The organism is Trichococcus shcherbakoviae (assembly GCF_963666195.1).
GTDB classification, from domain to species: domain Bacteria; phylum Bacillota; class Bacilli; order Lactobacillales; family Aerococcaceae; genus Trichococcus; species Trichococcus shcherbakoviae.
This window is the reverse complement of the sequence record NZ_OY762653.1, coordinates 2,764,321-2,786,162: the sequence shown is the minus strand read 5'-3', so window position 1 is coordinate 2,786,162 and position 21,842 is coordinate 2,764,321. Positions and strand designations below refer to the sequence as shown.

Annotated in this window: 20 protein-coding genes; 1 reads left to right on the top strand and 19 read right to left on the bottom strand. The window is 45.8% G+C overall.

Annotated features, from left to right (window positions below; translation table 11 throughout):
- Nucleotides 1–26 precede the first annotated feature (26 nt).
- The 14 genes from rsmB to ACKPBX_RS13115 form a co-directional block, all read right to left on the bottom strand.
- Nucleotides 27–1,391, bottom strand: coding sequence for a 16S rRNA (cytosine(967)-C(5))-methyltransferase RsmB (gene rsmB, locus ACKPBX_RS13180; protein WP_319995601.1), 1,365 nt, complete (start codon nucleotides 1,389–1,391; stop codon nucleotides 27–29).
- On the bottom strand, nucleotides 1,381–2,334 hold the full coding sequence (fmt, locus tag ACKPBX_RS13175; RefSeq protein WP_119093090.1) for a methionyl-tRNA formyltransferase: 954 nt from the start codon (nucleotides 2,332–2,334) through the stop codon (nucleotides 1,381–1,383). Before fmt ends, rsmB begins: the two co-directional genes overlap by 11 nt.
- 11 nt (nucleotides 2,335–2,345) lie before the next feature.
- A complete protein-coding gene (gene priA, locus ACKPBX_RS13170) occupies nucleotides 2,346–4,715 on the bottom strand; it encodes a primosomal protein N' (protein ID WP_319996438.1) in 2,370 nt (789 codons plus the stop codon).
- 178 nt (nucleotides 4,716–4,893) lie between these two features.
- Nucleotides 4,894–5,109 (bottom strand): DNA-directed RNA polymerase subunit omega, encoded by a 216-nt coding sequence (rpoZ, locus tag ACKPBX_RS13165; RefSeq protein WP_086628158.1) that lies wholly within the window; start codon nucleotides 5,107–5,109, stop codon nucleotides 4,894–4,896.
- Nucleotides 5,110–5,115: 6 nt separating this feature from the next.
- The gene (gmk, locus tag ACKPBX_RS13160; RefSeq protein WP_068562164.1) at nucleotides 5,116–5,727 is read right to left on the bottom strand and encodes a guanylate kinase; all 612 of its coding nucleotides are present in this window, start codon (nucleotides 5,725–5,727) and stop codon (nucleotides 5,116–5,118) included.
- A gap of 247 nt (nucleotides 5,728–5,974) precedes the next feature.
- Complete coding sequence (locus ACKPBX_RS13155; RefSeq protein WP_140185961.1) at nucleotides 5,975–6,610, bottom strand: V-type ATP synthase subunit D; 636 nt, start codon at nucleotides 6,608–6,610, stop codon at nucleotides 5,975–5,977.
- Nucleotides 6,611–6,616: 6 nt separating this feature from the next.
- Nucleotides 6,617–7,993 (bottom strand): V-type ATP synthase subunit B, encoded by a 1,377-nt coding sequence (locus ACKPBX_RS13150; protein ID WP_086628161.1) that lies wholly within the window; start codon nucleotides 7,991–7,993, stop codon nucleotides 6,617–6,619.
- Entirely contained in the window at nucleotides 7,986–9,770 is a 1,785-nt protein-coding gene (locus ACKPBX_RS13145; RefSeq protein ID WP_140185965.1) for a V-type ATP synthase subunit A, read from the bottom strand. Before ACKPBX_RS13145 ends, ACKPBX_RS13150 begins: the two co-directional genes overlap by 8 nt.
- Nucleotides 9,771–9,786: 16 nt before the next feature.
- Nucleotides 9,787–10,098, bottom strand: coding sequence for a V-type ATP synthase subunit F (locus tag ACKPBX_RS13140; protein ID WP_086985312.1), 312 nt, complete (start codon nucleotides 10,096–10,098; stop codon nucleotides 9,787–9,789).
- Nucleotides 10,088–11,095 carry a V-type ATPase subunit gene (locus ACKPBX_RS13135; RefSeq protein ID WP_319995600.1) on the bottom strand — a complete coding sequence of 336 codons (1,008 nt, stop codon included), beginning with the start codon at nucleotides 11,093–11,095 and terminating at the stop codon, nucleotides 10,088–10,090. Before ACKPBX_RS13135 ends, ACKPBX_RS13140 begins: the two co-directional genes overlap by 11 nt.
- 12 nt (nucleotides 11,096–11,107) lie before the next feature.
- Complete coding sequence (locus ACKPBX_RS13130; protein ID WP_086628165.1) at nucleotides 11,108–11,698, bottom strand: V-type ATP synthase subunit E; 591 nt, start codon at nucleotides 11,696–11,698, stop codon at nucleotides 11,108–11,110.
- A 50-nt stretch (nucleotides 11,699–11,748) separates the two neighbouring features.
- Nucleotides 11,749–12,225, bottom strand: a complete 477-nt coding sequence (locus ACKPBX_RS13125; RefSeq protein ID WP_407433261.1) for a V-type ATP synthase subunit K — start codon at nucleotides 12,223–12,225, stop codon at nucleotides 11,749–11,751.
- Between the two features lie 28 nt (nucleotides 12,226–12,253).
- Nucleotides 12,254–14,218, bottom strand: coding sequence for a V-type ATP synthase subunit I (locus ACKPBX_RS13120; protein ID WP_319995599.1), 1,965 nt, complete (start codon nucleotides 14,216–14,218; stop codon nucleotides 12,254–12,256).
- Nucleotides 14,205–14,525, bottom strand: coding sequence for a hypothetical protein (locus ACKPBX_RS13115; RefSeq protein WP_140185972.1), 321 nt, complete (start codon nucleotides 14,523–14,525; stop codon nucleotides 14,205–14,207). Before ACKPBX_RS13115 ends, ACKPBX_RS13120 begins: the two co-directional genes overlap by 14 nt.
- A gap of 535 nt (nucleotides 14,526–15,060) precedes the next feature.
- Here ACKPBX_RS13115 and ACKPBX_RS13110 point away from each other — a divergent pair.
- Nucleotides 15,061–15,405 (top strand): hypothetical protein, encoded by a 345-nt coding sequence (locus ACKPBX_RS13110; protein ID WP_086628169.1) that lies wholly within the window; start codon nucleotides 15,061–15,063, stop codon nucleotides 15,403–15,405.
- 106 nt (nucleotides 15,406–15,511) lie between these two features.
- Here ACKPBX_RS13110 and cls read toward each other — a convergent pair whose 3' ends face one another.
- From cls to citX, 5 genes are all read right to left on the bottom strand, one after another.
- On the bottom strand, nucleotides 15,512–16,960 hold the full coding sequence (cls, locus tag ACKPBX_RS13105) for a cardiolipin synthase (protein ID WP_086628170.1): 1,449 nt from the start codon (nucleotides 16,958–16,960) through the stop codon (nucleotides 15,512–15,514).
- Between the two features lie 120 nt (nucleotides 16,961–17,080).
- Nucleotides 17,081–17,683, bottom strand: a complete 603-nt coding sequence (locus ACKPBX_RS13100) for an energy-coupled thiamine transporter ThiT (protein WP_160117016.1) — start codon at nucleotides 17,681–17,683, stop codon at nucleotides 17,081–17,083.
- Nucleotides 17,684–17,743: 60 nt separating this feature from the next.
- Nucleotides 17,744–19,423, bottom strand: a complete 1,680-nt coding sequence (locus ACKPBX_RS13095; RefSeq protein WP_086628172.1) for a ribonuclease J — start codon at nucleotides 19,421–19,423, stop codon at nucleotides 17,744–17,746.
- 382 nt (nucleotides 19,424–19,805) lie between these two features.
- A complete protein-coding gene (locus tag ACKPBX_RS13090; protein WP_086628173.1) occupies nucleotides 19,806–20,846 on the bottom strand; it encodes an aspartate-semialdehyde dehydrogenase in 1,041 nt (346 codons plus the stop codon).
- Nucleotides 20,847–21,081: 235 nt separating this feature from the next.
- A complete protein-coding gene (gene citX / locus ACKPBX_RS13085) occupies nucleotides 21,082–21,645 on the bottom strand; it encodes a citrate lyase holo-[acyl-carrier protein] synthase (protein WP_319995598.1) in 564 nt (187 codons plus the stop codon).
- Nucleotides 21,646–21,842 lie beyond the last annotated feature (197 nt).

The following is a 21,842-nucleotide window of genomic DNA, read 5'->3' as shown; positions in this document are numbered from 1 at the left end:
CTTTCCCCTCAATTCTTTCTTATCATTTACCTCTTTACCATACAACTGATGAAGAAACCATCAGTTCCGTAATCATGCGGATAAATCTGCACAAACCCTTCATGAGTGAAAGATTTTTTATCCAAATAATCGGAGCGTACCGGAACAATCGCAAATTCGGCATGATTTTCAATGAATGTCTGGACAGTCATTTGATTCTCTTCTTCAGTAAGTGTACATGTACTGTATACCAAACGTCCACCTTTTTTTAACAATGAACTGACGGAGTCGAGGATCCGAAGTTGTTCTTGATGCAGGTCCAGAAAGTCCTGCGCATTTTTCACATATTTGATATCCGGCTTTCTGCGCATCAACCCTAACCCCGAACAGGGTGCATCGACGAAGATGACATCAAAGGATTCCGGTGCAAATGCTTTGCCTGCTTCTTTCGCATCCAGCACCCGGGTTTCAATGCGATCGGATACGTGCAGACGCTCGGCATTTTGATTGATCAAGCCTATCTTGTGCTCATACATATCCAAGGCGATGACTTTGCCGTTTTCCGAAGCCGAGATATAACTGGCCATGTGCGTAGTCTTCCCGCCCGGTGCGGCACAGCTGTCCAATACGAGAAAGTCCTTTTCCAGTTCTCCGACTGGTGCGACCAATTGACTCGATTCGTCCTGAATTGTAAGGATGCCCTCTTTGAATAGCGGGGAGTCAACGATTTTCCCGCCGCGGATCCGGATGCCGGAAGGCGAAACTGGACTTGGGACCACATCGTAACCCTCTGCTTGCAACTGTTCGAGCGCCGCTTCCCGGGACATTGCCTGTGACTGCAGTCTGACCGATACAAAGGGATCTTCCAATAAGGAAAAAGCCATTTTTTCGGTCTCCTCGATACCGATTTTTTCAATGAAATAGGCGACGAGCCACTTCGGCATGCTGGCCCCCACGCTGATGCGTTTCTTGGCGTTGCTGATGGTTTTCCAGTCGCGCAGCCCATTGCGTTGCACATTACGCAGCACACCGTTCACATAACTGGCGACGCCCGCATGGCCCTTAGCTTTCGCTATCTCAACCGCATCGAAAAGGACGGCATGATCCGGAACCTTCGTCAAATAGACCATCTGATAGGCGGAGACACGCAATAAGTTAGTCACCCAAGAAAGTTGTTTTTTGGGATCTTTGATGTATCCCGAGAGGCCATAATCCAAAGTCATTTTCCGCTGGATGACGCCATAGACAATCTCCGTCAACAGGCCGGCATCCTTAGGGGATAACTTTTCGGATTGGATGACTTTGTTCAGCAACAGATTGGAATACGCGCCTTCCTTCTCTACGCTCTCCAATATATCGACAGCCAGATAACGGACCGTATGCTTGATTTTGTTTTTAAGTTTATTGTCCATCTGTATCAAACCTTGTACCTTCTTGTATTTCGCAGGCGCTGCCCCGCAAGTAATCCGCTGCTGACATGCGTTTTTTCCCTGCAGGTTGGAGTTCCGTCATTTTGAAAACGGTGCCCGCTCCGCAGGCTACATAAAGGGCTTCCTTGTCTGTTGCAAAAACAGTTCCGGGTTCATCGGTCGTACTCGTTTCGACAGCCTGTCCCGCCCATACTTTGATCCGTTGCCCGCCCAAAAGCGTATGAGCCACTGGCCATGGACGCATGCCTCGGACTTGGCAGGCCACTTGTGCAGCCGTTTTGGACCAATCGATGCGTTCCTCTTCGCGCTTGATGTTTGGCGAAAAGGTGGCTGCGGATTCATCCTGTTCTTGCGGCACGAGTTTGTCTTGGAAAAAATCAGGCAATGTTTCGATCAAAAGATTTTTACCCAGGTCGCTCAACTTCAGAAACATCGTCCCAACATCATCTGCCTCCGTGATGGGTATGGCTTTTTGCGCCAACACAGCCCCGGCATCCATTTTTTTCTCCATGTACATGATGGAGACCCCTGTTTCTTTTTCCCCATTAATGATGGCGTAATGGACAGGAGCGCCTCCGCGATATTTCGGCAACAAAGAAGCATGCACATTGATGGAGCGGAAACGTGGAGTGTTCAGCAGCTTAACCGGCAGAAATTGCCCATAGGCCGCTGTCACGATCAGGTCCGGCTTCAAGGCAATCAGTTCATCCATTTCCGGTGAACCGGAAATTTTTTCCGGCTGATAGACCGGCAGACCATGCTTCAGTGCGGCTTCCTTCACCGGAGAAGGCGTCAATATTTTCTTTCTGCCTACCGGGCGGTCCGGTTGTGTAACAACTGCGATCACGTCATACCCATGCTGCAATAAAGCCTCTAAAATGGGCACTGAAAATTCCGGGGTGCCCATAAAAATGATTTTTTTCATTTGTATACCTCCTAGAAGAAATTGACCGGCTCTGAATCGATTGAAATATAGAGACCGCGTGCATTTTCTTTTTGTGACTCATCCAAAATCTGTTTCAATGCCGGATGTAGTTTGGTTCCCTGTTTGTATTTCACTAATATCTGAAAATAATAGCGGTTGTTCACTCTCGCGATGGATCCCTTTGATGGCCCGAGCATGATTGTGTCAGGTTCAAGCTTTTTTTGAAGGATCTCATGGATTTCATAAATTTTCTTCTGCGCTTTCTTTTCATCCGGGTTGCTCACGGTGATCAGCGCGGTATAAAAATAAGGCGGATAACCCGCTTTATGCCGGAGCGACATCTCGGTACGGTAAAAGCCTTCGTAATTGTGCTGTTGGGCAAAAAGGATGGCATAATGATCCGGATTATAGGATTGCACCACCACCTCCCCGGACAACTCAGCGCGACCTGCACGGCCGCTGACTTGGGTCAGCAGCTGGAACGTCCTCTCCGAAGACCGGAAATCCGGCAGCCCCAATGAAGTATCCGCATTGATGACACCGACCAACGTGATGTTCGGAAAGTCCAATCCTTTTGCGATCATCTGCGTGCCCAGCAAGATGTCTGCCTCTCCTCTTCCGAATGCCGACAGGATAGCCTCATGGCCGCCTTTCTTGCGGGTGGTATCCACATCCATGCGCAAAATGCGCGCCTCCGGGAAGAGTGCCTGCAGTTCTTCCTCTATTTTTTGGGTTCCCGTACCGTAGTAACGGAAATTGTGGCCCTTGCATTTCGGACAGGTGTTGGGGATTGCTTCCTCATGGCCGCAGTAATGGCACTTCATCGTTTTGCTGTCCATATGCAAAGTCAGACTGATGTCACAGTTCGGGCACTCGAGGACGAAACCGCAATCCCGGCACATGATGAAAGAGGAATAGCCTCTTTTGTTCAGCATCAGCACAATCTGCTGTTTCTTATGCAGACGATCCGTGATCTTTTCCTGAAGCATCACAGAAAAGCTGCTGCGGTTGTTCGCTTTGAACTCCTCACGCATATCGACAATTTCGACTTGGGGCAGCGCGCGTTGATTGAAGCGTCCCTTCAATTCTACCAATGTGTAAACCTTTTTTTGCGCCCTGGCCCGCGACTCCAGCGAAGGCGTCGCGCTTCCCAGAACTACCGGACAATGGTTATGCTGACCGCGCCAGATCGCTACATTCCGGGCATGATACTTCGGATTTTCGTCCTGTTTATACGTGCTCTCGTGTTCTTCATCCATAATGATGATCCCGAGATTCTCAACCGGAGCAAAAATGGAAGAACGGGCTCCAACTACGACATCAGCATCGCCGCGGTGGATTTTGCGCCACTCGTCGTATTTCTCACCCGATGACAACGCACTGTGCATCACTGCCACGCGGTTACCGAAGCGGCTCTTGAAGTGGTTGACCATCTGCGGGGTCAAAGCGATTTCGGGTACGAGCATCAAGGCAGTCTTGCCTTGATTGATCACTTCAGCGATCAATTGAAGGTATACTTCGGTCTTGCCGCTTCCCGTTACACCTTGCAACAGAAAAACCGCATGGCGTTCTTCCTTGATGCTGGCACCCATCGTCCGGAAAGCTGCCGTTTGTTCGTCCGAAAGGGGCAGCGCTTCGGTTTTTTTGAACAGCCTATCCTTAAAGGGATCCCGGAGGATTTCCCGGTCCGCCGCTTTTAGCCAGCCCTTCTCTACGCCGGTCCTGATTGTGCTTGAACCGATATCGAATTGATCCTTGTATTCTTTGGACGTCAGCGGGGTTCCGTTCATGGACATGATTGCCGCCAACAAGGCTTGCTGTTGTTTGGCCGACTTTTTCAGGCTGCGGTATGCGTCTTCCAAACTGTCCATTTCCAGATCGGAATAATAGACCTGCACCGTTTTTGCCTTTGCCTGATTTTTCAGGATGTAATTGACTTCAATCTTCCCGGCTCGTTTCAATTCGATCAGTTGCGGCAAAATGCCGCGGTCGACGGCATCTTCCCAACTCATTTTGCTTTTCCCTTGAAAAAGTCCGTAGAAAGACTCCTCATCCAATTCATCGACAATCTCAATTTCTTTTTCGTACTTTGCCTTCATCAAAGGCGGCAACATCGTCTGATAACAATGGATCCGATAGGCATAAACAGTTTCCGCCATTTCCTCGCCCAACAGAAGCAGTTCTTCGGTCAAAGCTGGCTCGATATCCAAAGGTTGGATGATTTCTTTCAGTTCCCCTTCAAAATCGGTATGATCAGAAATTTCCGTTATGAACCCTTGGATCATGCGTTTGTTGAAAGGCACCTCAACCCGCATGCCCTTGCCTAATTTATGCTCCATAGCAGGAGGGATCGCATAGTCAAAGGGACGATTGGTCTGCATTGCAGGTATATCGACAATCACTTTTGCAATTTGCAAATAAAGCCCTCCCCCTTCTTTTTCTAACCATTATATTACTAAATTATGCCGATAAAGTCTTCCCTGAGATTTTCGGCATCAAAAAAATAAAACTACTGATTTTGAAGTTCAAAAACAGTAGTCTTTTTTCATTCCTATTCTGTTATCTTTCAGGGATGATGGATTTCGGATCGATTTCCAATTCGCCGGCAACTACTTCTTCCAGCGCACGTCCAACATTCTTGAATGACTGGTAAGTGTCCAATAAAGGCTCTGAGCGATCGTGCAATTGGTGCGCTCTTTTGCTTGAAAGAATGACCATTGAATATTTTGAATCCACTTGCTCCAACAATTTATCGATCGAAGGATATAACATCATAATAATTTACTCCCTTTCATCCGCACAGATGGTATCCAGAATCCGTGAAACTTTCAAGTGTTCGCTTTGGATGATGCCAAGCACTTTCTGTACCGCATTCTCTACTGTGTCGTTTTCTACCGCATAATCATAATAACGCATCAAACTAAGCTCTTCAATAGCCTTTTCCATTCTTTGCTTGATGATCGGGGATTCGTCCGTACCGCGATTTACGATACGTGATTCCAGTTCAGTCATATCAGGAGGCGTCAAGAAGATGAATATCCCTTCAGGCATCCGTTCCTTCACTTGCATGGCACCTTGAACTTCGATCTCCAGAAAAATATCTTTTCCCGTATCCAACGTTCTTCTTACATAGTCGATTGGCGTACCATAGTAATTGCCAACATACTCGGTATATTCCAACAGTTCATTATCGGCGATCATTCTCTCGAATTCTTCTCTTTCCTTGAAGAAATAATCTTTGCCATCCACTTCCCCTTCGCGCGCTTTGCGGGTCGTAGCGGAAATTGAATATATGAACTCCCGTTCACCACGAGAAAAAATTGCTTGTCTCACAGTCCCTTTGCCTACTCCCGAAGGTCCGGATAAGACAATCAACAATCCTTTTTCTGTCATTTAATGCCCACCATCCAATTATATTTTTACAGCATCGTACAGCCTAATGCGGCGTTCTGTTTATTATTTCATAGTTTAACACAATTTCGTCAAGGTTAAAACCTTTACCGGGGTCTTCCGCCAACATTTTATCATTTCCCGTTTTCAGCAACTGCACTGCTGAATCGGATACAGTTACCGCTCTGGATGGTCGGAAAGACAAAAAAGAACAAGACAAGGATATCCCTGTCTTGTTCTTTTGGCGGCATCATGAAGCACCCATGTCTTTGACTTTCATCATTCGGACGATGCTGGAGCGCTCGTTCTCTTCGAGTTTCATTTGGATGTAACGAATCGTCTCCTGCAACTGGGGAATCATTTTGTATTCCAATGCATTTACGCGCCTTCTTGTCTTTTCGATCTCATCGGCAAGAAGTTGGCATGTTTTTTCGATTTCCGATAATTTAAGCAATTTCGGAAGGATATCTTCGATCTTTTTGATCGCATCATCCAGTTCACCGTTTGAGTTTACGTAGCCGTACTGTAAATCCGTGGATTTATCGTTTTTGTCGGCTATCGAAAAGTTCATTTGGGGAACGACGACACTCATGATATTTTTTTCTTGGATGTCCAATTCAACCGCCGTAGCCGGTACAGCGAACAATTCTTCAATGAAAGCCTCATTCAGAAGCGACTTGGCTACCACGAAAGAACGCATGGAGGCGGTCAGTTCTTTTTCGACTTCATCCCTCAGGATGTTGTTTTCGCGGATAAGCAAGATGAATTGACGCATCAGTTCATCTTGCTTATCCTTCAGCAGTTTATGACCGCGGGTGGATAGTACCAGACGCGATTTCAAGTTGGACAGTTCCATCCGGGTTGGCTTTACATTCAATCTAGCCATGGACGATCACTCTCCCTTCGGCATAAACTCATCGATCATATCGCTCTTGATTCTCTTAAGTTCCGTTACAGGCAGGATGGACAACAGTTCCCAACCCAAAGCCAAAGTCTCTTCGATCGTTCGGTTCGTATAGAATCCTTGATTGATGTATTCTTCTTCGAAACGTTTCGTGAACTGCACATACAGTTTGTCTGTCTTGGACAAGGCGGACTCCCCTAGGATGACAGCCAATTCTTTTGCCTGTTTTCCTTTTGCGTAAGCCGCAAACAACTGGTTCATGGTTGGAGCATGGTCTTTTCTTGTCTTGCCTTCACCGGTACCTTTGTCTTTCAGACGGGAAAGCGAAGGCAACACATTGATCGGCGGCTTGATGCCTGAGTTGTTCAACTCACGCGAAAGGATGATCTGGCCTTCCGTGATGTAACCGGTCAAATCCGGGATCGGATGCGTAATGTCATCCTCCGGCATGGAAAGGATCGGGATTTGAGTCACTGAGCCTTTTTTGCCGATGATACGGCCTGCACGCTCATACAAGGTGGAAAGGTTCGTGTACAGGTACCCTGGATAACCACGGCGACCCGGCACTTCACGACGGGCTGCTGAAATTTCACGCAAAGCCTCACAATAGTTGGTCATGTCAGTCATGATTACCAGGACGTGCATGTCCTTTTCGTAGGCCAGATATTCCGCGACCGTCAAAGCCATTTTTGGTGTGGCAATACGTTCGATGGCTGGGTCGTTCGCCAAGTTGATGAACATGACTGAGCGATCGATCGCCCCTGTCTTGCGGAAATCTTCCATGAAATATTCTTTTTCTTCAAAAGTGATCCCCATGGCTGCAAATACAACCGCAAATTTTTCATCGCTGTTCAAAACCGTTGCTTGACGGGCAATCTGTGCAGCCAATTCTTTATGCGGCAAACCTGAACCGGAGAAAACAGGAAGTTTTTGCCCTCTTACAAGTGTGTTCAGGTGGTCGATGGCGGAAATTCCCGTTTGGATGAACTCATCCGGATAGTCACGCGCTACAGGGTTGATTGCCTGTCCGTTCACATCCAAGTTCATTTCCGGGATGATTTCCGGGCCGCCATCAATCGGATTGCCCATCCCATCGAACACACGGCCTACCATATCCTCAGAAACAGCTATGGAAAGAGGTTTTCCTCGGAAGCGGACTTTGGTGTCTTTGATGTTGATACCGCTTGGGCCTTCAAAGATCTGCACCATCGCTTTATCTTTGCTGACTTCCAAAACTTGACCATGGCGGATTTCGCCGTTTTGCATTTGTATCTCAACCAATTCGTCGAATTTGACTCCCTCGATCTGCTCTACAACCATCAACGGGCCTACAACTTCGGTTACTGTTTTATATTCCTTAAGCATGGCGTGTCATCCCTCCTTCCGCAACGATTTCATGCAATCTGTTCTTCATGTCTGCCTTGATGTTTTTCATTTCTTCAAGGTCTTCTTCCCTGATGTATTTACTTCTTGCGATCCGGTCGCGCAATTCAACTGTGCCCTCAATGATTTCGTTGAAGTAAGCGCCTAAACGCATCGCTTCACGTGCTTCTGTTTCGAAGTCAAGGATCATATCCAGCATCGCCAATTGCTTGTTGCGGGAAGTGTACGTATCGACATCATCGAAAGCGTTCTGTTGCAGATAGTCCTCACGCAGCGATTCCGCGATTGCCATGGTCATGCGGTCTTTTTCGGACAAAGATTCGATACCGACCAAACGGACGATTTCTTCCAATTCCGATTCTTCCTGCAAGAGGTTCATAGCATGCTGAACCATCTCTGACCATTTTGTCTGTAAGGCATTGTTCAGATATTCCCCCACTTCGGTATTGTAAAGGGAATAGGAAGTCAGCCAGTTCATGGATGGAAAATGTCTTTTTTGTGCCAATGTAGCATCCAACGCCCAGAAAACTTTAACGACCCGCAATGTATTTTGGGTTACCGGTTCAGAGGTATCCCCACCAGGAGGCGATACCGCTCCAATGGCCGTAATGCTCCCTTCACGATCTTCCGACCCCAAAGCCAACACTCGTCCTGCCCGTTCATAATACTCTGCTACACGGCTTCCTAGGTAGGCTGGATAGCCTTCATCACCAGGCATCTCTTCCAGACGGCCCGACATTTCGCGCAAAGCCTCTGCCCAACGGGATGTCGAGTCAGCCATGATCGCTACACTGTAACCCATGTCACGGAAATATTCCGCGATCGTGATGCCTGTATAGATGGATGCTTCACGCGCCGCAACCGGCATGTTTGAGGTGTTGGCGATAAGGATCGTACGCTCCATCAATGATTCACCCGTGTTCGGATCGATCAATTCCGGAAATTCATTCAATACGTCAGTCATTTCATTCCCGCGTTCGCCGCAACCGACATAAATTACGATGTCCACATCACTGTATTTTGCGATTTGGTGCTGCACAACGGTTTTCCCCGCTCCGAAAGGTCCAGGAACAGCGGCTGCTCCACCTTTTGTGATCGGGAAGAACGTATCAATGACCCGTTGGCCGGTAACCATCGGCGTGTGCGGATTCATTTTTTGCTTGAATGGACGTCCGCGACGGACTGGCCATCTTTGCAACATAGTCATTTCTTTCGGGCCATTTTCCGTTTCGATGACATATACCGTGTCATCCAAAGTGTAGCTGCCGTCCTGGATGGCAGTCAGCTTCCCGGAAATGCCGTAAGGAACCATGATCCGGTGCTCGATGACTTTCGTCTCCTGCACGGTACCGACAATATCACCGGCGATGACGTGATCGCCGACTTTCTTCGTGGCTTTGAATTCCCAGATGTTTTCTCTCTTCAATGGTGAGATATCCGTCCCACGCACCAAATAGTTACTTTGAGTAATTTCACGGAACGTATGCAAAGGACGTTGGATCCCGTCAAACATCTGCGACAGGATGCCTGGTCCCAATTCGACCGACAATGCCTCCCCTGTTGTGATTACCGGTTCTCCAGGACCAATACCGGAAGTCTCTTCGTAAACTTGAATGGATGCGACATCATTGCGCATCTCGATGATTTCGCCGATCAATCCTAATTCACCGACGCGGCAAATATCTTGGATGTTCGCTTCTTCCATTCCTTCCGCCATAACTAAAGGTCCGGAAACTTTTATTATATTTCCATTTTTCAAAAAAGTCCCCTCCAAATTATAAGATATTCTGTCCAACTGCTTTTTCAACATTCTCCTGAATACGGCTTTTCCCGATATTCAACGTACCTTTATGGTTCGGAATCAGGATGATGGCTGGTTGGACACTACTGTCATACCTGCTCACTGTATCAGGTATTTCTTTTGCCATTTCTTCCGTCAGATAAATGATTCCATAATTCTCCATCGCCAGGCGATCTACCGTTTCACGGGCAGTCTGGGCATTATGGCATGCAAATACTGCGAAGCCCAAAATCTTAAAAGGAAGGATGGAATCTTTGTCTCCCACAACTGCAATATTATGAGCCATATACAGGTCGCATCCTCTCTCTCAATATTTGTTCATCTATCTGATTGTCTTTGCCCACCAAAATCAAGCGGATATTGGTGACTTCCTTCTCTTTGGCAAACAGATAACCCAACAAGGGGATCGGACCGAACGGTTGGTACAAGCCTTCCGCAATCAATTCATAGGTCAGTTCATCTACGAGTTTATCCAGCTTCTGTGTGTCCACTTCGTTCGTTGTCTCAGAAATCATATTGGATAAGCGCGTGCCGTATTCTTTGCTGAAATAATACTTGCGCATGACCGCGCTTGGTCCGTTGATCGATTCTTCAATCAAATCGCGTTTCAAAATCGAACCTGAACTGGATAAGACCGTATAGAGAAAACCGCGGGGCTTATTTTGTTTCAAGCTTCGGATCATGGTCGAAAGGTTATAGAGGTCGATCATGCCATCCACCATTTTCGTGATGCTCGGTTGTTGGAGCTCGTTGCTGATGGAACGCAGATGCCTGAAATAATAAGTGTCCATAAAGATAGTGGCCGCTTCGATGCGATGACCTTCATCGAAATCGCGGATCGCTTCTTGAACTCCTTCTATCAGAATCGGATGTTCGTCGTTGCCGTCGCCGGTTTCGACCAATTTCTTCAGACTGGCTATGGAATATTTGCCGATGGGAATCAACAACTGCTCCAGATTTTCACCCGAAAAACGTTGTTTCAACAACACTTTCAGGTTGTGATAGGTATAGCGCAGGGCGAATAATTCCACAATCTCAGCAACCGGTGTGATGCTGAACAAGTCCTGATAGACTTCTGCCAGGTGTTTCATGAGAAAACCTTCGAAATTTTTGTTCATCAGTGTTTCTTTCTCGTCAAACTCATAACCGGTACCTTTCAGAACATCCAAGGCATCTTTTAGAGAAGAGGCTTTCAGCATCCAATCGTAATCCGCTTCCGCCAATAATTTTAATTCATAGGTGCGAAGTATCGTATTGACGCCTTTGTAATCAATCTCTTGCATAGTGCCCCTCCTTTACTTTTCGTCTTGGAATGCTAAAGTCGCCAGCTCCGCTGCGAAGTCGTTCTTTACATCTTCGATCAGATCATCGAAGCAATAGTTGTAGTCGACTCCGCCTTCCTGAAGGATGAATCCGGCTTTATTCGGAATGGACTCCTCAGAAATCTTGACAGCCGGATATTTGACCAACAGCTGCTGCAACTCTTTCCCCTTAAAGTGGGCGATCGATTTTGCGCCCGGAACAATGCTGTAGGCTTTCGAATCGCCAGCCTGAGCAAGCACACCGTTCAGGAATTGCGCAAAATGGATTTCATCCCACGTGTTCATTTTTTCTAAAGCCTGCTGGAAGACCGATTTCAGGATGACCTGTTTCTCTTTCAAAACAGCATTGCGCTCTTTATTTTTCAACGTTTGTTGCTCACGATCAAAATCGTTGCCAACTTTTTTCAAAATGGCAGCTTTGCGCGCCTTTTGTTGTTCAACCAGAGTCAATCTGCTCTCTTCTATCTTTGCGACAGAAATTTTTTCAGCATCCTCCAGCTTGCTTTGTCCTTTTGCTTTTGTCTTGTTCAGGATCTGTTCAGACAAGGATTGTAGATCTTTCACGCTTTCTCATCTCCTTACTTTTTCTTAAATTCTTCTGGAGCTTTTGAGATTTAAGCGTTCAATACCAACAAGAATGATGTAACGAATCCTAGGATCGCATACGTTTCAACCATGGCAGCATAGATGATCCCTTTTGTGTTGTGCTCTTCTCTCTTAGCCAAGATCTGCAGACCCGCTGTAGATACACGGCCTTGCGCGATACCTGAAGTCAAACCAGTGATTGCGATAGGCAGACCGGCCATCAGATAATACAATCCTTGTGCAACGGTCATTTCAGGAGCCATTTGCAGATAAATCAGGAATCCGATAACGAAACCGTACAACCCTTGCGTACCCGGCAATAGTTGCAGGATCAATGATTTACCGAATTTCTCCGGTTGTTCCTTGATCAAGGCAGCAGCGGCTTCACCACACATACCGACTCCTTTTGCTGAACCTGTTCCCGCCAAGCCGACTGCCAAAGCGACGCCTAAAGCCGCGAACATCATACCTCCGTTATTGTCGATAAAATATTGTAACCATGTCATATTTTCCATTTTATAATTCCTCCGATAGTTAAGCTTCTTTTTTATTTTTTAGGTAAATGTATTTCTCTTCTGTCTTCAACGGCTCCAAAGCTCTTCCGCCACCCTCGTAAAACTTGCCGAAAAACTCGACAAAAGCTAGACGAGCACCGTGCACATAGGCACTCAGCATGGACAAGCCGAAGTTGATAGTGTGCAACAAAACAAACAATACAGCACCGATAGTGAACCTTGCCCATATCGGCATAAAGTCGATGATCATGTTAAAAGCTACCGCTATACTTCCCCCGGATACGCCTAAGGCCATCAAACGGGTATAACTGACGATGTCGCCGATGTAGCTTGTGATACCGTACAGATTGTACAAACCGGCGCCTGCCCCCAACGCTTTGTTGTCCGAGGCCATTGCCGTTGCCAGCACAATCGCGACCGCACTAGTGATGGCAACTGCAGCACCCACTGTCACAAGCACTTGGCTCGGGAATAGCATCTTCCCGAACAGGATAAAAATGAGACCCACAAAAATCCCCAGCCAGCCGATGCTGCCGGAAATCGCACCCAGCGGATCTTTGTCGCGCAAGGATAAATAAGTCTTGATTCCCAAACCGAACATAATCTGAACAACCCCGAACACAACCGATATCAACAGGATCGTGTTGGCATCATCGCTCGTGGACAGTAGCACAATCGGCAATTCAAGACCGAAGAAAGAGCCGTAGACCAATCCCCACAAGATGGCTGGATAGGACAGGATGTGAAAGAACAGCAGATTTGTGCGCATGCCTTTATTGAAGTTCAGGAACTTCAATGCCAGTAATGTTCCGATAAGGAGCAACAGACCGTACCCGACATCCGCAATCATCATTCCGAAGAACAAGAGATAGAAAGGCGTCAATAGTGGTGTGGGGTCTATTTCGTCATATTTCGGTAAACTGTACATGGCCGTGATACTCTCAAAAGGAGTGACCAGCTTATTGTTCTTCAAAACGGTTGGAATGGCCGAAATATCCGAATCATCAGCATCATCAACCGTCAGTGCGTACTCATTCTCAGCAACAGTATCAGTCAACGCCAGCTTGATTTCTTTGACTTTATCTTCCTCAAGCCATCCTTGGATAACGAAGAGATGTTTCTCATTGACCAACAATTGTTGGCTTTTGATCCGCTGCAGTTTTGCATAATAAAACTCGGACAGTAGCATTAACTGCCACTCTTCTGCTTTCATGTCGGAAAGATCCGCCAACAACTGTTTGTTTGCTTCACGGTTATCCTGAATACGGCTTTGAACATCCGCCAATGCCTCTGCAGGCGGCAAATCATACTCATACGTTAAAGCTTGGAAATGATTGCTGTCCAACAAAGCGTTTACATCAGTAACTTTTGACGGATCATAGAAAATCACCGTTCCAAATGATTCTTTGTTCTGGAAGATTTCTTCCGTATAGACCAAGGGGTTGGAAGTCACGTTTGTGATGTAATCGTTGGAGAGCGTCTGAGGAATCGTGCCCACTTTGACCGCGATATGTTCAAATGCTGCTGTATCTCTCGGATTGAATGATAATTTTTTCCATAAAAGCAGGAAATCCTCTTGTTCATAAAGATGTTTTTTAGCATCTTCGAGTTTCTTCTGTTCGGCTTTCAGACCCAACACTTTATCCAGAACATTGTCGGAAGAAAATTCGCCCACAGCCTTTTCCAGTTCTTCCAAAGACAAGGATTGTCTAGGGATTGTATACTGTTTGATCAAAGACTCTTTCTTCAGATACGACTTCAAAAAAGATAAGGCTTCCGTGACATTTTCCAGATAACTTTCGGTCTTCTTGATGTTTTGCTCAATTGACTCTCGTTCTTTAGGCGATAAGGATTGCAAATTTTCTTTTGCAGCAGGCAAATCGATGACTTCTAAGCTTTGCAATGTCTGGATAGCCGTCAATAGCTGCTCTTTTTTTTCGTGAAAAGAAATGAGAGTAACTTTTTTCATTTTAGCGATTGCCATATTTCCTCATCACCTCCCCAATTACGGCATTCACAAGTTCTTCTTCTTTCGCTTTAAACCGAGTCTGCAACTTCTCGATTTCCGATTTTTCACTTTCTGCGGAAGCGTTCTTGAGAATTGCCAGTTGCTCTGATTTTTGCGCAAGTTCTTCGGATTGAAAAGTGGCTAATTCCTTTTCGATATTCCTTTTCATCTCGCCTATTTTATCTTGCGTGTTCTGTTCCAGTTTGCGCAGCTTGTTCTGGTAATCCAATTCCAGATCCGTTGCTTCCTGCTCAATCTTTTTAACTTCATCAAATATTTGCATCTTTCATTCCACCTCCGTCCCTCATTTGATTATCCTTAGGAAAAAAGTTTTTTTCCAATCAGTATTTTCATTATACAGTTATTGTAACGGCCGTTCAAATCTATTTGAACGCCATTTTCAGCGGTTTCAACAATCAATGCGGTTTCATTAATAGGAAGAAACTTTCTGAAATTTCTTTAAAAAAGTTAAATGAACATTTTGTGAACAAAAATCCCCAAGAAGCAGGCATCAATGCAAGCCCTCCTCGTGGAGTCACTTTTGCAGCTTATTTTTACGGTGATTCCTCCAAGCAATGAAACTATCTTTTTTTCCTCCTTCAAAGTTAATTTTTGGCCAACACGTTTTTTTCATGACTCTACTTTACTTGATAACGTGGGATTTTTGGGCCATTTGCAGCCGAAACGACAAAACTGCAGGTTGAGTTGCATGAGTGCTGTCCTGAAATTTTCTTGAGCGCAAAATAAATAGCTTGCAAAAAAGAACAGATGTTCTTATAATAGAGTTACAAGACAAACACATGTTCGGAGGAACCAATATGCAAAACTACATCTATCCTGTATCCAATAATAATGAAACTCCTTCCAAGAAAGCATACCTGCGCCCACTATCATCCGTCCAATCCATCAATGAAGCCATCCTGGATAAAGTGATGCCGATCCATCAGGTTGTCCGTTTCGCTAATCAAGCCTTTGAAAATCACACCCCTGTGTATGTTGTGATCGAAGAAAAGCAGGGACCGAAATCATATACAAGAACACTGGTCTGGGGCAAGTTCAATTCCCGCGTAACCCCGAAAAGGCAGGTCATGTTCACAACCGCCGATAAAAAAGTCACTTACCTGCTCAACATCAGTCAAATCTTGGCCATCCAACTTGGTTAATTCACTTCGAACTATGGAGTATTCATAAAATAAATAGAGGACAAGGCCTCCCGTTGCAGATGGGATGGCCTTGTCCTCGTTTGTTCATTTCAATCACGCGCACTGCCTAAAGTATCGGCGAAAGCAATCTGGAAAAAGCCTGCTTGAATTTCCGGCCTTTCGATTGTTTCGCGAAGTAATCATGAGTTGCGCGTATGCACTTTTCCTGATCTTCTTCAAAATTCGCAATCAATTCCGCGGCCACTTCACGATCGTAAATAAAGGCATTGATCTCAAAATTCAGTTTGAAGCTGCGTACATCCATATTTGCCGTGCCTAACGATACAATTTCATCGTCGACCACCATCACCTTTGAATGCAGGAAACCGTTCTGGTACATATAGACTTCAGCACCGTACTCTATGATGTCTTTGGAAAAATATTCCGTTGCCCGGTAGACGAAAGGATGATCCGGCTTCGAAGGGATCATGATTTTGACGCTTACACCGGATAAAGCCGCAATTTTGAGCATTTCGTGCAGACTCTCATCAGGTATAAAATAAGGTGTCTGTATGTAGATCGATTCTTTGGCTTGGCTGATCATCTTCAAGAAACCCATTTTGATGGTCTGATCTTCGTCATCCGGCCCGCTTGCCACAATCTGCATGGCTGTATCGCCTTTTTTATCGGCAATCGGGAAATAGGCCTCTGCATAATCTTTCCGATTCTTGGGCTTGGCAACTGCATTCCAATCCATGAAGAATCGGCTTTGAAGCGTCAGGACCGCATTGCCTTCTATCTTCATATGCGTATCCCGCCATTCACCGAGTTCGCCTTTCCCCAAATACTCATCGCCGATATTGAAACCGCCAAGATAAGCAACTTTGGCGTCCACCACCATTATTTTGCGGTGATTACGATAATTCATCCGCAAGTTGACGAAAGGTATTTTTGACCCAAAAAATACTTCCGTCCTTCCGCCTAATTTTTCAAGGTTTTTGAAAAATCTTGGGTCGTTCCCTCTGCAACCCATCGCGTCGTAAACGACCAGAACTTCCACACCGGCTGCTGCCCTGTCTTCCAAAGCCGCCAGAATGCGTTTCCCCAACTCGTCTGAGCGAAAAGTGTAATAAAGCATATGCACATGATCTTCAGCTTTGTAGATGTCCTGAACGAGCGCATCAAACACACCTTCACCGGTCTTGAATATTTCAAGTTTGTTCCCCTTAGTCAAAATGGATTCATCACTTTCCAGGAACAGGATGGCTGTTTTTTGTGCATAGTCGGTTTCGACCAAACCTTGCGCCAAATCTTCATCCTCCAGCATCTCAATCTGGACCTTCGCCAACTGGGACATACCCAAGCTTTTTTGCGTGCGCATATCATAGATGTTTTCTTTTGACATCTTTTTCCCTATAAAGAGATAGATGATGAAACCCGCCACCGGAAGCAGGTTTAACGTCAACAACCATGCCCAAGTGGCAGCAACGTCTCTTTTTTCTTTGAAGACGGTGATGATTGCACCGATTGTATTTAAAATGATGATTGCCGTAAATATCATTGACCAAATACTCATATGACCACTCCAAATCAACATAATGACAAAACATGTTACTCCCTCATGATAGCACACGAGCACACAAAAACAGAAAGGCGAAGTCCGGATAATTAAAATCCGTCCTTCGCCTTCTATTTTTTAATCATTTAATAGTTTCGATTTTTCTTTTCTGCTCAAGAAACGGCTGCCTTTTGGAATGTACGCTTTAGGAGCGAATTTTGCGATCAACACCAGAACAACTGCGCTGACGCCAAAAGTTGCCGCAAACGATAACGCCTGTCCCGGAAGGAAATGCGCAAAGGCAGAAACGCCAGCAGGAACTGCTTCCTCGCTGAGGAATATGTCCGAAATCAGCGCCCAAACAAAATAGACAAGCGTTCCGAAAAAGGATGCCGTCACTATATTCAAGGCTGCATTCGGGAAACGTTTATTGTTCAACGTGCGTTGCGTGAACTTCGCGAAAAAACCGGCGATGCCCACGAAAACGAATGGCGCCGCTTGGGTCAGGATATCTGCGGCAACATCCATTCCCTCTCCTTTGAGCATAATCAGAACGAGGCCGGTCAGCGTTCCTGAAACCAGTCCAAGCAATATTCCTCTGCGGAGGGAAACGAAAAGCAACGGCAACAAAGCAAAAACAATAGTGTATTCTCCAAATGGCATGACCACATATGCCAAGGCGATCGCGAGGACAGCAAACAGAGCTGCCTCGACCCAAGCCTTCGTACTATTAGAACCCATAAAGATGAATCTCTCCTTTTCAACAACGATCCGTTTCATTGCCTATCCGGCAAACGGGCATCAGCTCTTCTTCTGATAATTGGATGCTTCCATGATGATCGGTAAAATGACCGGTTTGCGCTTCGTCTTCTCAAAAAGATAACGGCTCAACGAATCACGTATCTCTTGTTTCAACTTGGCCCAATCAAAGTCTTTCGTATGCAGATTGTCTTCCACTACTTCCCGGACGATATTCGAACTTTCCTTGACGAGCTCTTCGCTCGCCTTCATGTAGACGAAACCGCGCGAAACAATTTCCGGACCTGACAAAATTTTGTTCAATCTTCTGGAGATCGTCACAACGACAACGAAGATGCCATCTTCCGACAACAGTTTGCGGTCGCGCAGGACAATATTGCCGATATCGCCGACGCCGATTCCATCGATCAGTACATTCCCGGCTGGGACCTGCCCTGTCATACTCATACGGCCTTTCGCATATTCGATGACGTCGCCTTTTCCGGGGATGAATATGTTTTTGAACGGAATGCCGACTTCATTCGCCAACTGGGCATGTGCAGCCTGCATCCGGTACTCGCCTTGGACAGGCACGAAATACGTAGGTCTTAGCAGGTTGATCATCAATTTCAGATCGTTCGGCGAAGCATGTCCGGATGCTTTGTATGTTCCCGATATTTCCCGCACTGAGGCACCGGCGCGGTAAATCAGATTCTTGGTTTTCGCGACTGTTGTTTCCATCGCTGTGGAAGGCGTAGTCGTGATGTAAACCAAATCGCCTTCTTTAAGGTTCACTTGCTTATGTCTGCCTTTGGACATCCGTTGCAATGCTTCCAATGGTTCACCGCTGTTGCCGGTTTCCAGAACCAAGACTTGACCATCACGGTAATCATTGATGTTTTTTACGTTCACAAGCAGATCGGGAGTCGGCAAGACTAGTTTCCCTAGTTTCATGGCGACATCGACTGTTTCAACCAAAGTCGGTCCTGTCAAAAAGATCTTGCGATTAGCTCGGAGAGCGACATCAAAAACTTGCTGAATGCGCAAAATGTTGCTTGCGACACAGGACACGATGATGCGTCCCTCAGCATTGATGAAGGTATCAAGCATTTCTTCCTCAATCTTGCGGTCGCTGACATTTTCCGTAGTTGATTCGGCATCTCCGGAATCGCTCAATAGCGCCAATACCTTGCCTTCGCCGATATCCGTAATTTTGCCGTAATCAGTCCGATACATCGGGGATGCGCTTTGATCAAACTTGAAGTCACCTGTATAGACGACACTGCCTTCTTCCGTCTTCACACAAATCCCTACAGAATCAGGGATGGTATGCGTGGTTCTGAAGAACCGGACGCTTGTGTTTTCAAATTCAATTTCAGTGTTCTCATCGATGACATGGTAATCCTCAAAGCCTGTAGCCAATCCGGTTGACTCAACCGCCAGTTTAGCCAGCGCAATCGTCAAACCTGTACCGAACACAGGTGCATCGATATTCTGCAGTAAATAAGGCAATGCTCCTACAGCATCCGCATGACCATGCGTCAGGAAAATACCTGCTATCTTATTTTTGTTTTCCTCCAGGTACGTGAAATCTGGGATGACAACATCAATTCCCAACAATTCGTTTTCTGGATAGAGCAGACCGCAATCCAATACAAAAATTAAATCGTCCACTTCCACCAAATACATGTTTTTACCGCTTTCTCTCACACCTCCAAGAGAAATTATTCTTACTTTACTCATTGTACCACCTCTTATTTTTCAGCTTTCTATGCTGTTATCTATTTTGATCGTTTGAATGCCTTTCTCCGTATTTTCGTCCCTGAAAATCAGCGCTGCTGCTTTGCCGAACTGCCTTCAGGGTCTACAAGCGAATGCGTTTTCTTCGCATCCGGCTAAACGTGACCGATATCCTCTCTGTTATATTATACATGATTATCGGCAAAATTGTAGCATTTGCTTCAGTTTCTGTTCCGGTTTTCTGAAAGTGCAAAAAAGACCTGCCAAAAGGAACAGACCGGGAACGATGTTTTCACCAAACACCCTTCCCGATCCATCCCTTGACAGGTCCTGTCATATCCGATTCTTCAGTTGACGCGGACTTGCTCATCCGCACTCAAAAATTTTACAGTAGGCCCATTTCGATCATTTTTTCAGCGATCTGCACAGAGTTCCAAGCAGCGCCCTTCAACAGGTTATCCGAAACAACCCACATATGGAACCCATTGTCGACATCCACATCCTTACGGATACGTCCGACAAATGTTTCATTCTTTCCGACTGATTCGCGGGCGGTAGGATAGACTTGATTAGCTGTGTCATCCTGAAGCACAACTCCTGGAGCATCTTTCAGCACTTCCCAGATATCTGCGACAGAAACGTTTTTATCGTCCACTTCAAAATAGACGGATTCCGAGTGTCCGGACATTACAGGGATGCGCACACAGGTTGCAGAGACTTTGATGTCCTTGTCGCCCATGATTTTTTTGGTTTCATTGATCATTTTCCACTCTTCATACGTGTAGCCGCCTTCGCTGAACACATCGATTTGCGGTAAAGCATTGAATGCGATCGGGAAATGCTTCTTATCGCCACCACAAGGCAAGATCTTCGCAACCGGCTCTTCACCGTTCAGGACAGCTTGGGTTTGAGCTTTCAATTCTTCCAAAGCATGCAGGCCAGCTCCGCTTACCGCTTGGTACGTGGAAACGATGACGCGATCCAAACCAAATTTTTCGCGGATCGGTTGCAAAGCCACAACCATCTGAATAGTGGAGCAGTTTGGATTAGCGATCAGCCCTTTGTGTTTGCGCAAGTCTTCCGGATTCACTTCAGGAACAACCAATGGCGTTTCCGGATCCATACGAAAAGCACTCGTATTGTCGATGACGATGGCTCCAGCTTTGATCGCTGCAGGGGAGAATTGTTTCGTGATGCCGCCCCCAGCGCTGAATAAGGCAATATCGATGCCTTCAAATGAGTCATCAGTCGTTTCTTCAATCTGCAGTTCCTGTCCTCGGAAAGTCTTCACTTTGCCTACAGACCGTTTAGAAGCCAACAGCTTCAAACTTTTTATCGGAAAAGAAGCCTTCTCCAACAAGCCCAGCATTTTTTCTCCAACAGCACCCGTAGCACCTACAATGGCAACATTATACTCTTTCATCATTGATCCCTCACTCATTCATTTTCTGTACTATCTATTTTTTAGGATTTGGATATCCTTCACTTAAGCATTTTACCATACTTTATTAGAATTTTTTAATCTATTTTTTAATTATCAAAAAAAACATTCCACGCAGAAACCCCGCCTGGGCTCTCTGTTTGGAATGCTGAATGTTGACTATTTTGTTGTTTCCGATGATTTCGCGGATTTTCTGGATGCAATAAATCAACTAGGTTTCTTAATCCAAATGGACTCTTCCATCTTCCTGCAGAATCGATTCGATTTTTTTCTGGATTTCTTCCCTGCTGTGCACATTCGCGTTTTCGCATTCGAATGCTTCGTCCCCACAAATCATGCACGTTCTCGGTTCATAGCCTATTTCCATTCGCTGCACCTCGATCATTTTGCCTTCTTCCAGATAAAACACGCTGATCGTGAATAGCTGGCCGAGCAAACTGCCGTCTTCTATCATGATGGCTGCTTGCTTCACGGTGGTCGGATAGGTATCGACGACAACAAAGTATTCCGGGCCTGTATCCAAATCCATCAATTTTTCATAGGTGACTTTCCATTTATTTGTTTGGATCGCATTTTTGACTTCTTGGATGCCGATTTCAGAAATCTGCCTTACGATGGCATTATACTTGACGGGTCCAGGAATATTGCATTTAAGGGAAATCAACGTCTGGTTTGCGTTCGTCTTGCTGATTTCTTCTTCAAAAAAGGCACGTTGTTCCCTTGAGGCCAACACTTCCTTGAGCGTCGGCATTTGACCTTGTGAGAAAATAGATTCTGACGCCATTGCACTCATCCTTTACTGTTTTATTTTGTTCTCTGATAATACCATTATTTGTAATAAAAGCTTACATGGAAGCTTCGCGATAGCCACAATTTTAATATAAAAGAGTCTTGGAGGCGAAATTGGAGCCATTATTTGACTTTACTGGAGATTGCACACAAGGGAATGATGAGGTCACAAGAACATTTAAAGCGCTTACA

What these genes read in the sequence shown, in the direction of transcription:
- rsmB (WP_319995601.1), bottom strand. Translation starts at nt 1,391, where the DNA reads ATGGACAATAAACTTAAAAACAAAATCAAGCATACGGTCCGTTATCTG.
- fmt (WP_119093090.1), bottom strand. Translation starts at nt 2,334, where the DNA reads ATGAAAAAAATCATTTTTATGGGCACCCCGGAATTTTCAGTGCCCATT.
- priA (WP_319996438.1), bottom strand. Translation starts at nt 4,715, where the DNA reads ATGCAGACCAATCGTCCCTTTGACTATGCGATCCCTCCTGCTATGGAG.
- rpoZ (WP_086628158.1), bottom strand. Translation starts at nt 5,109, where the DNA reads ATGATGTTATATCCTTCGATCGATAAATTGTTGGAGCAAGTGGATTCA.
- gmk (WP_068562164.1), bottom strand. Translation starts at nt 5,727, where the DNA reads ATGACAGAAAAAGGATTGTTGATTGTCTTATCCGGACCTTCGGGAGTA.
- ACKPBX_RS13155 (WP_140185961.1), bottom strand. Translation starts at nt 6,610, where the DNA reads ATGGCTAGATTGAATGTAAAGCCAACCCGGATGGAACTGTCCAACTTG.
- ACKPBX_RS13150 (WP_086628161.1), bottom strand. Translation starts at nt 7,993, where the DNA reads ATGCTTAAGGAATATAAAACAGTAACCGAAGTTGTAGGCCCGTTGATG.
- ACKPBX_RS13140 (WP_086985312.1), bottom strand. Translation starts at nt 10,098, where the DNA reads ATGGCTCATAATATTGCAGTTGTGGGAGACAAAGATTCCATCCTTCCT.
- ACKPBX_RS13135 (WP_319995600.1), bottom strand. Translation starts at nt 11,095, where the DNA reads ATGCAAGAGATTGATTACAAAGGCGTCAATACGATACTTCGCACCTAT.
- ACKPBX_RS13125 (WP_407433261.1), bottom strand. Translation starts at nt 12,225, where the DNA reads ATGACATGGTTACAATATTTTATCGACAATAACGGAGGTATGATGTTC.
- ACKPBX_RS13120 (WP_319995599.1), bottom strand. Translation starts at nt 14,218, where the DNA reads ATGGCAATCGCTAAAATGAAAAAAGTTACTCTCATTTCTTTTCACGAA.
- ACKPBX_RS13115 (WP_140185972.1), bottom strand. Translation starts at nt 14,525, where the DNA reads ATGCAAATATTTGATGAAGTTAAAAAGATTGAGCAGGAAGCAACGGAT.
- ACKPBX_RS13110 (WP_086628169.1), top strand. Translation starts at nt 15,061, where the DNA reads ATGCAAAACTACATCTATCCTGTATCCAATAATAATGAAACTCCTTCC.
- cls (WP_086628170.1), bottom strand. Translation starts at nt 16,960, where the DNA reads ATGAGTATTTGGTCAATGATATTTACGGCAATCATCATTTTAAATACA.
- ACKPBX_RS13100 (WP_160117016.1), bottom strand. Translation starts at nt 17,683, where the DNA reads ATGGGTTCTAATAGTACGAAGGCTTGGGTCGAGGCAGCTCTGTTTGCT.
- ACKPBX_RS13095 (WP_086628172.1), bottom strand. Translation starts at nt 19,423, where the DNA reads ATGAGTAAAGTAAGAATAATTTCTCTTGGAGGTGTGAGAGAAAGCGGT.
- ACKPBX_RS13090 (WP_086628173.1), bottom strand. Translation starts at nt 20,846, where the DNA reads ATGATGAAAGAGTATAATGTTGCCATTGTAGGTGCTACGGGTGCTGTT.
- citX (WP_319995598.1), bottom strand. Translation starts at nt 21,645, where the DNA reads ATGGCGTCAGAATCTATTTTCTCACAAGGTCAAATGCCGACGCTCAAG.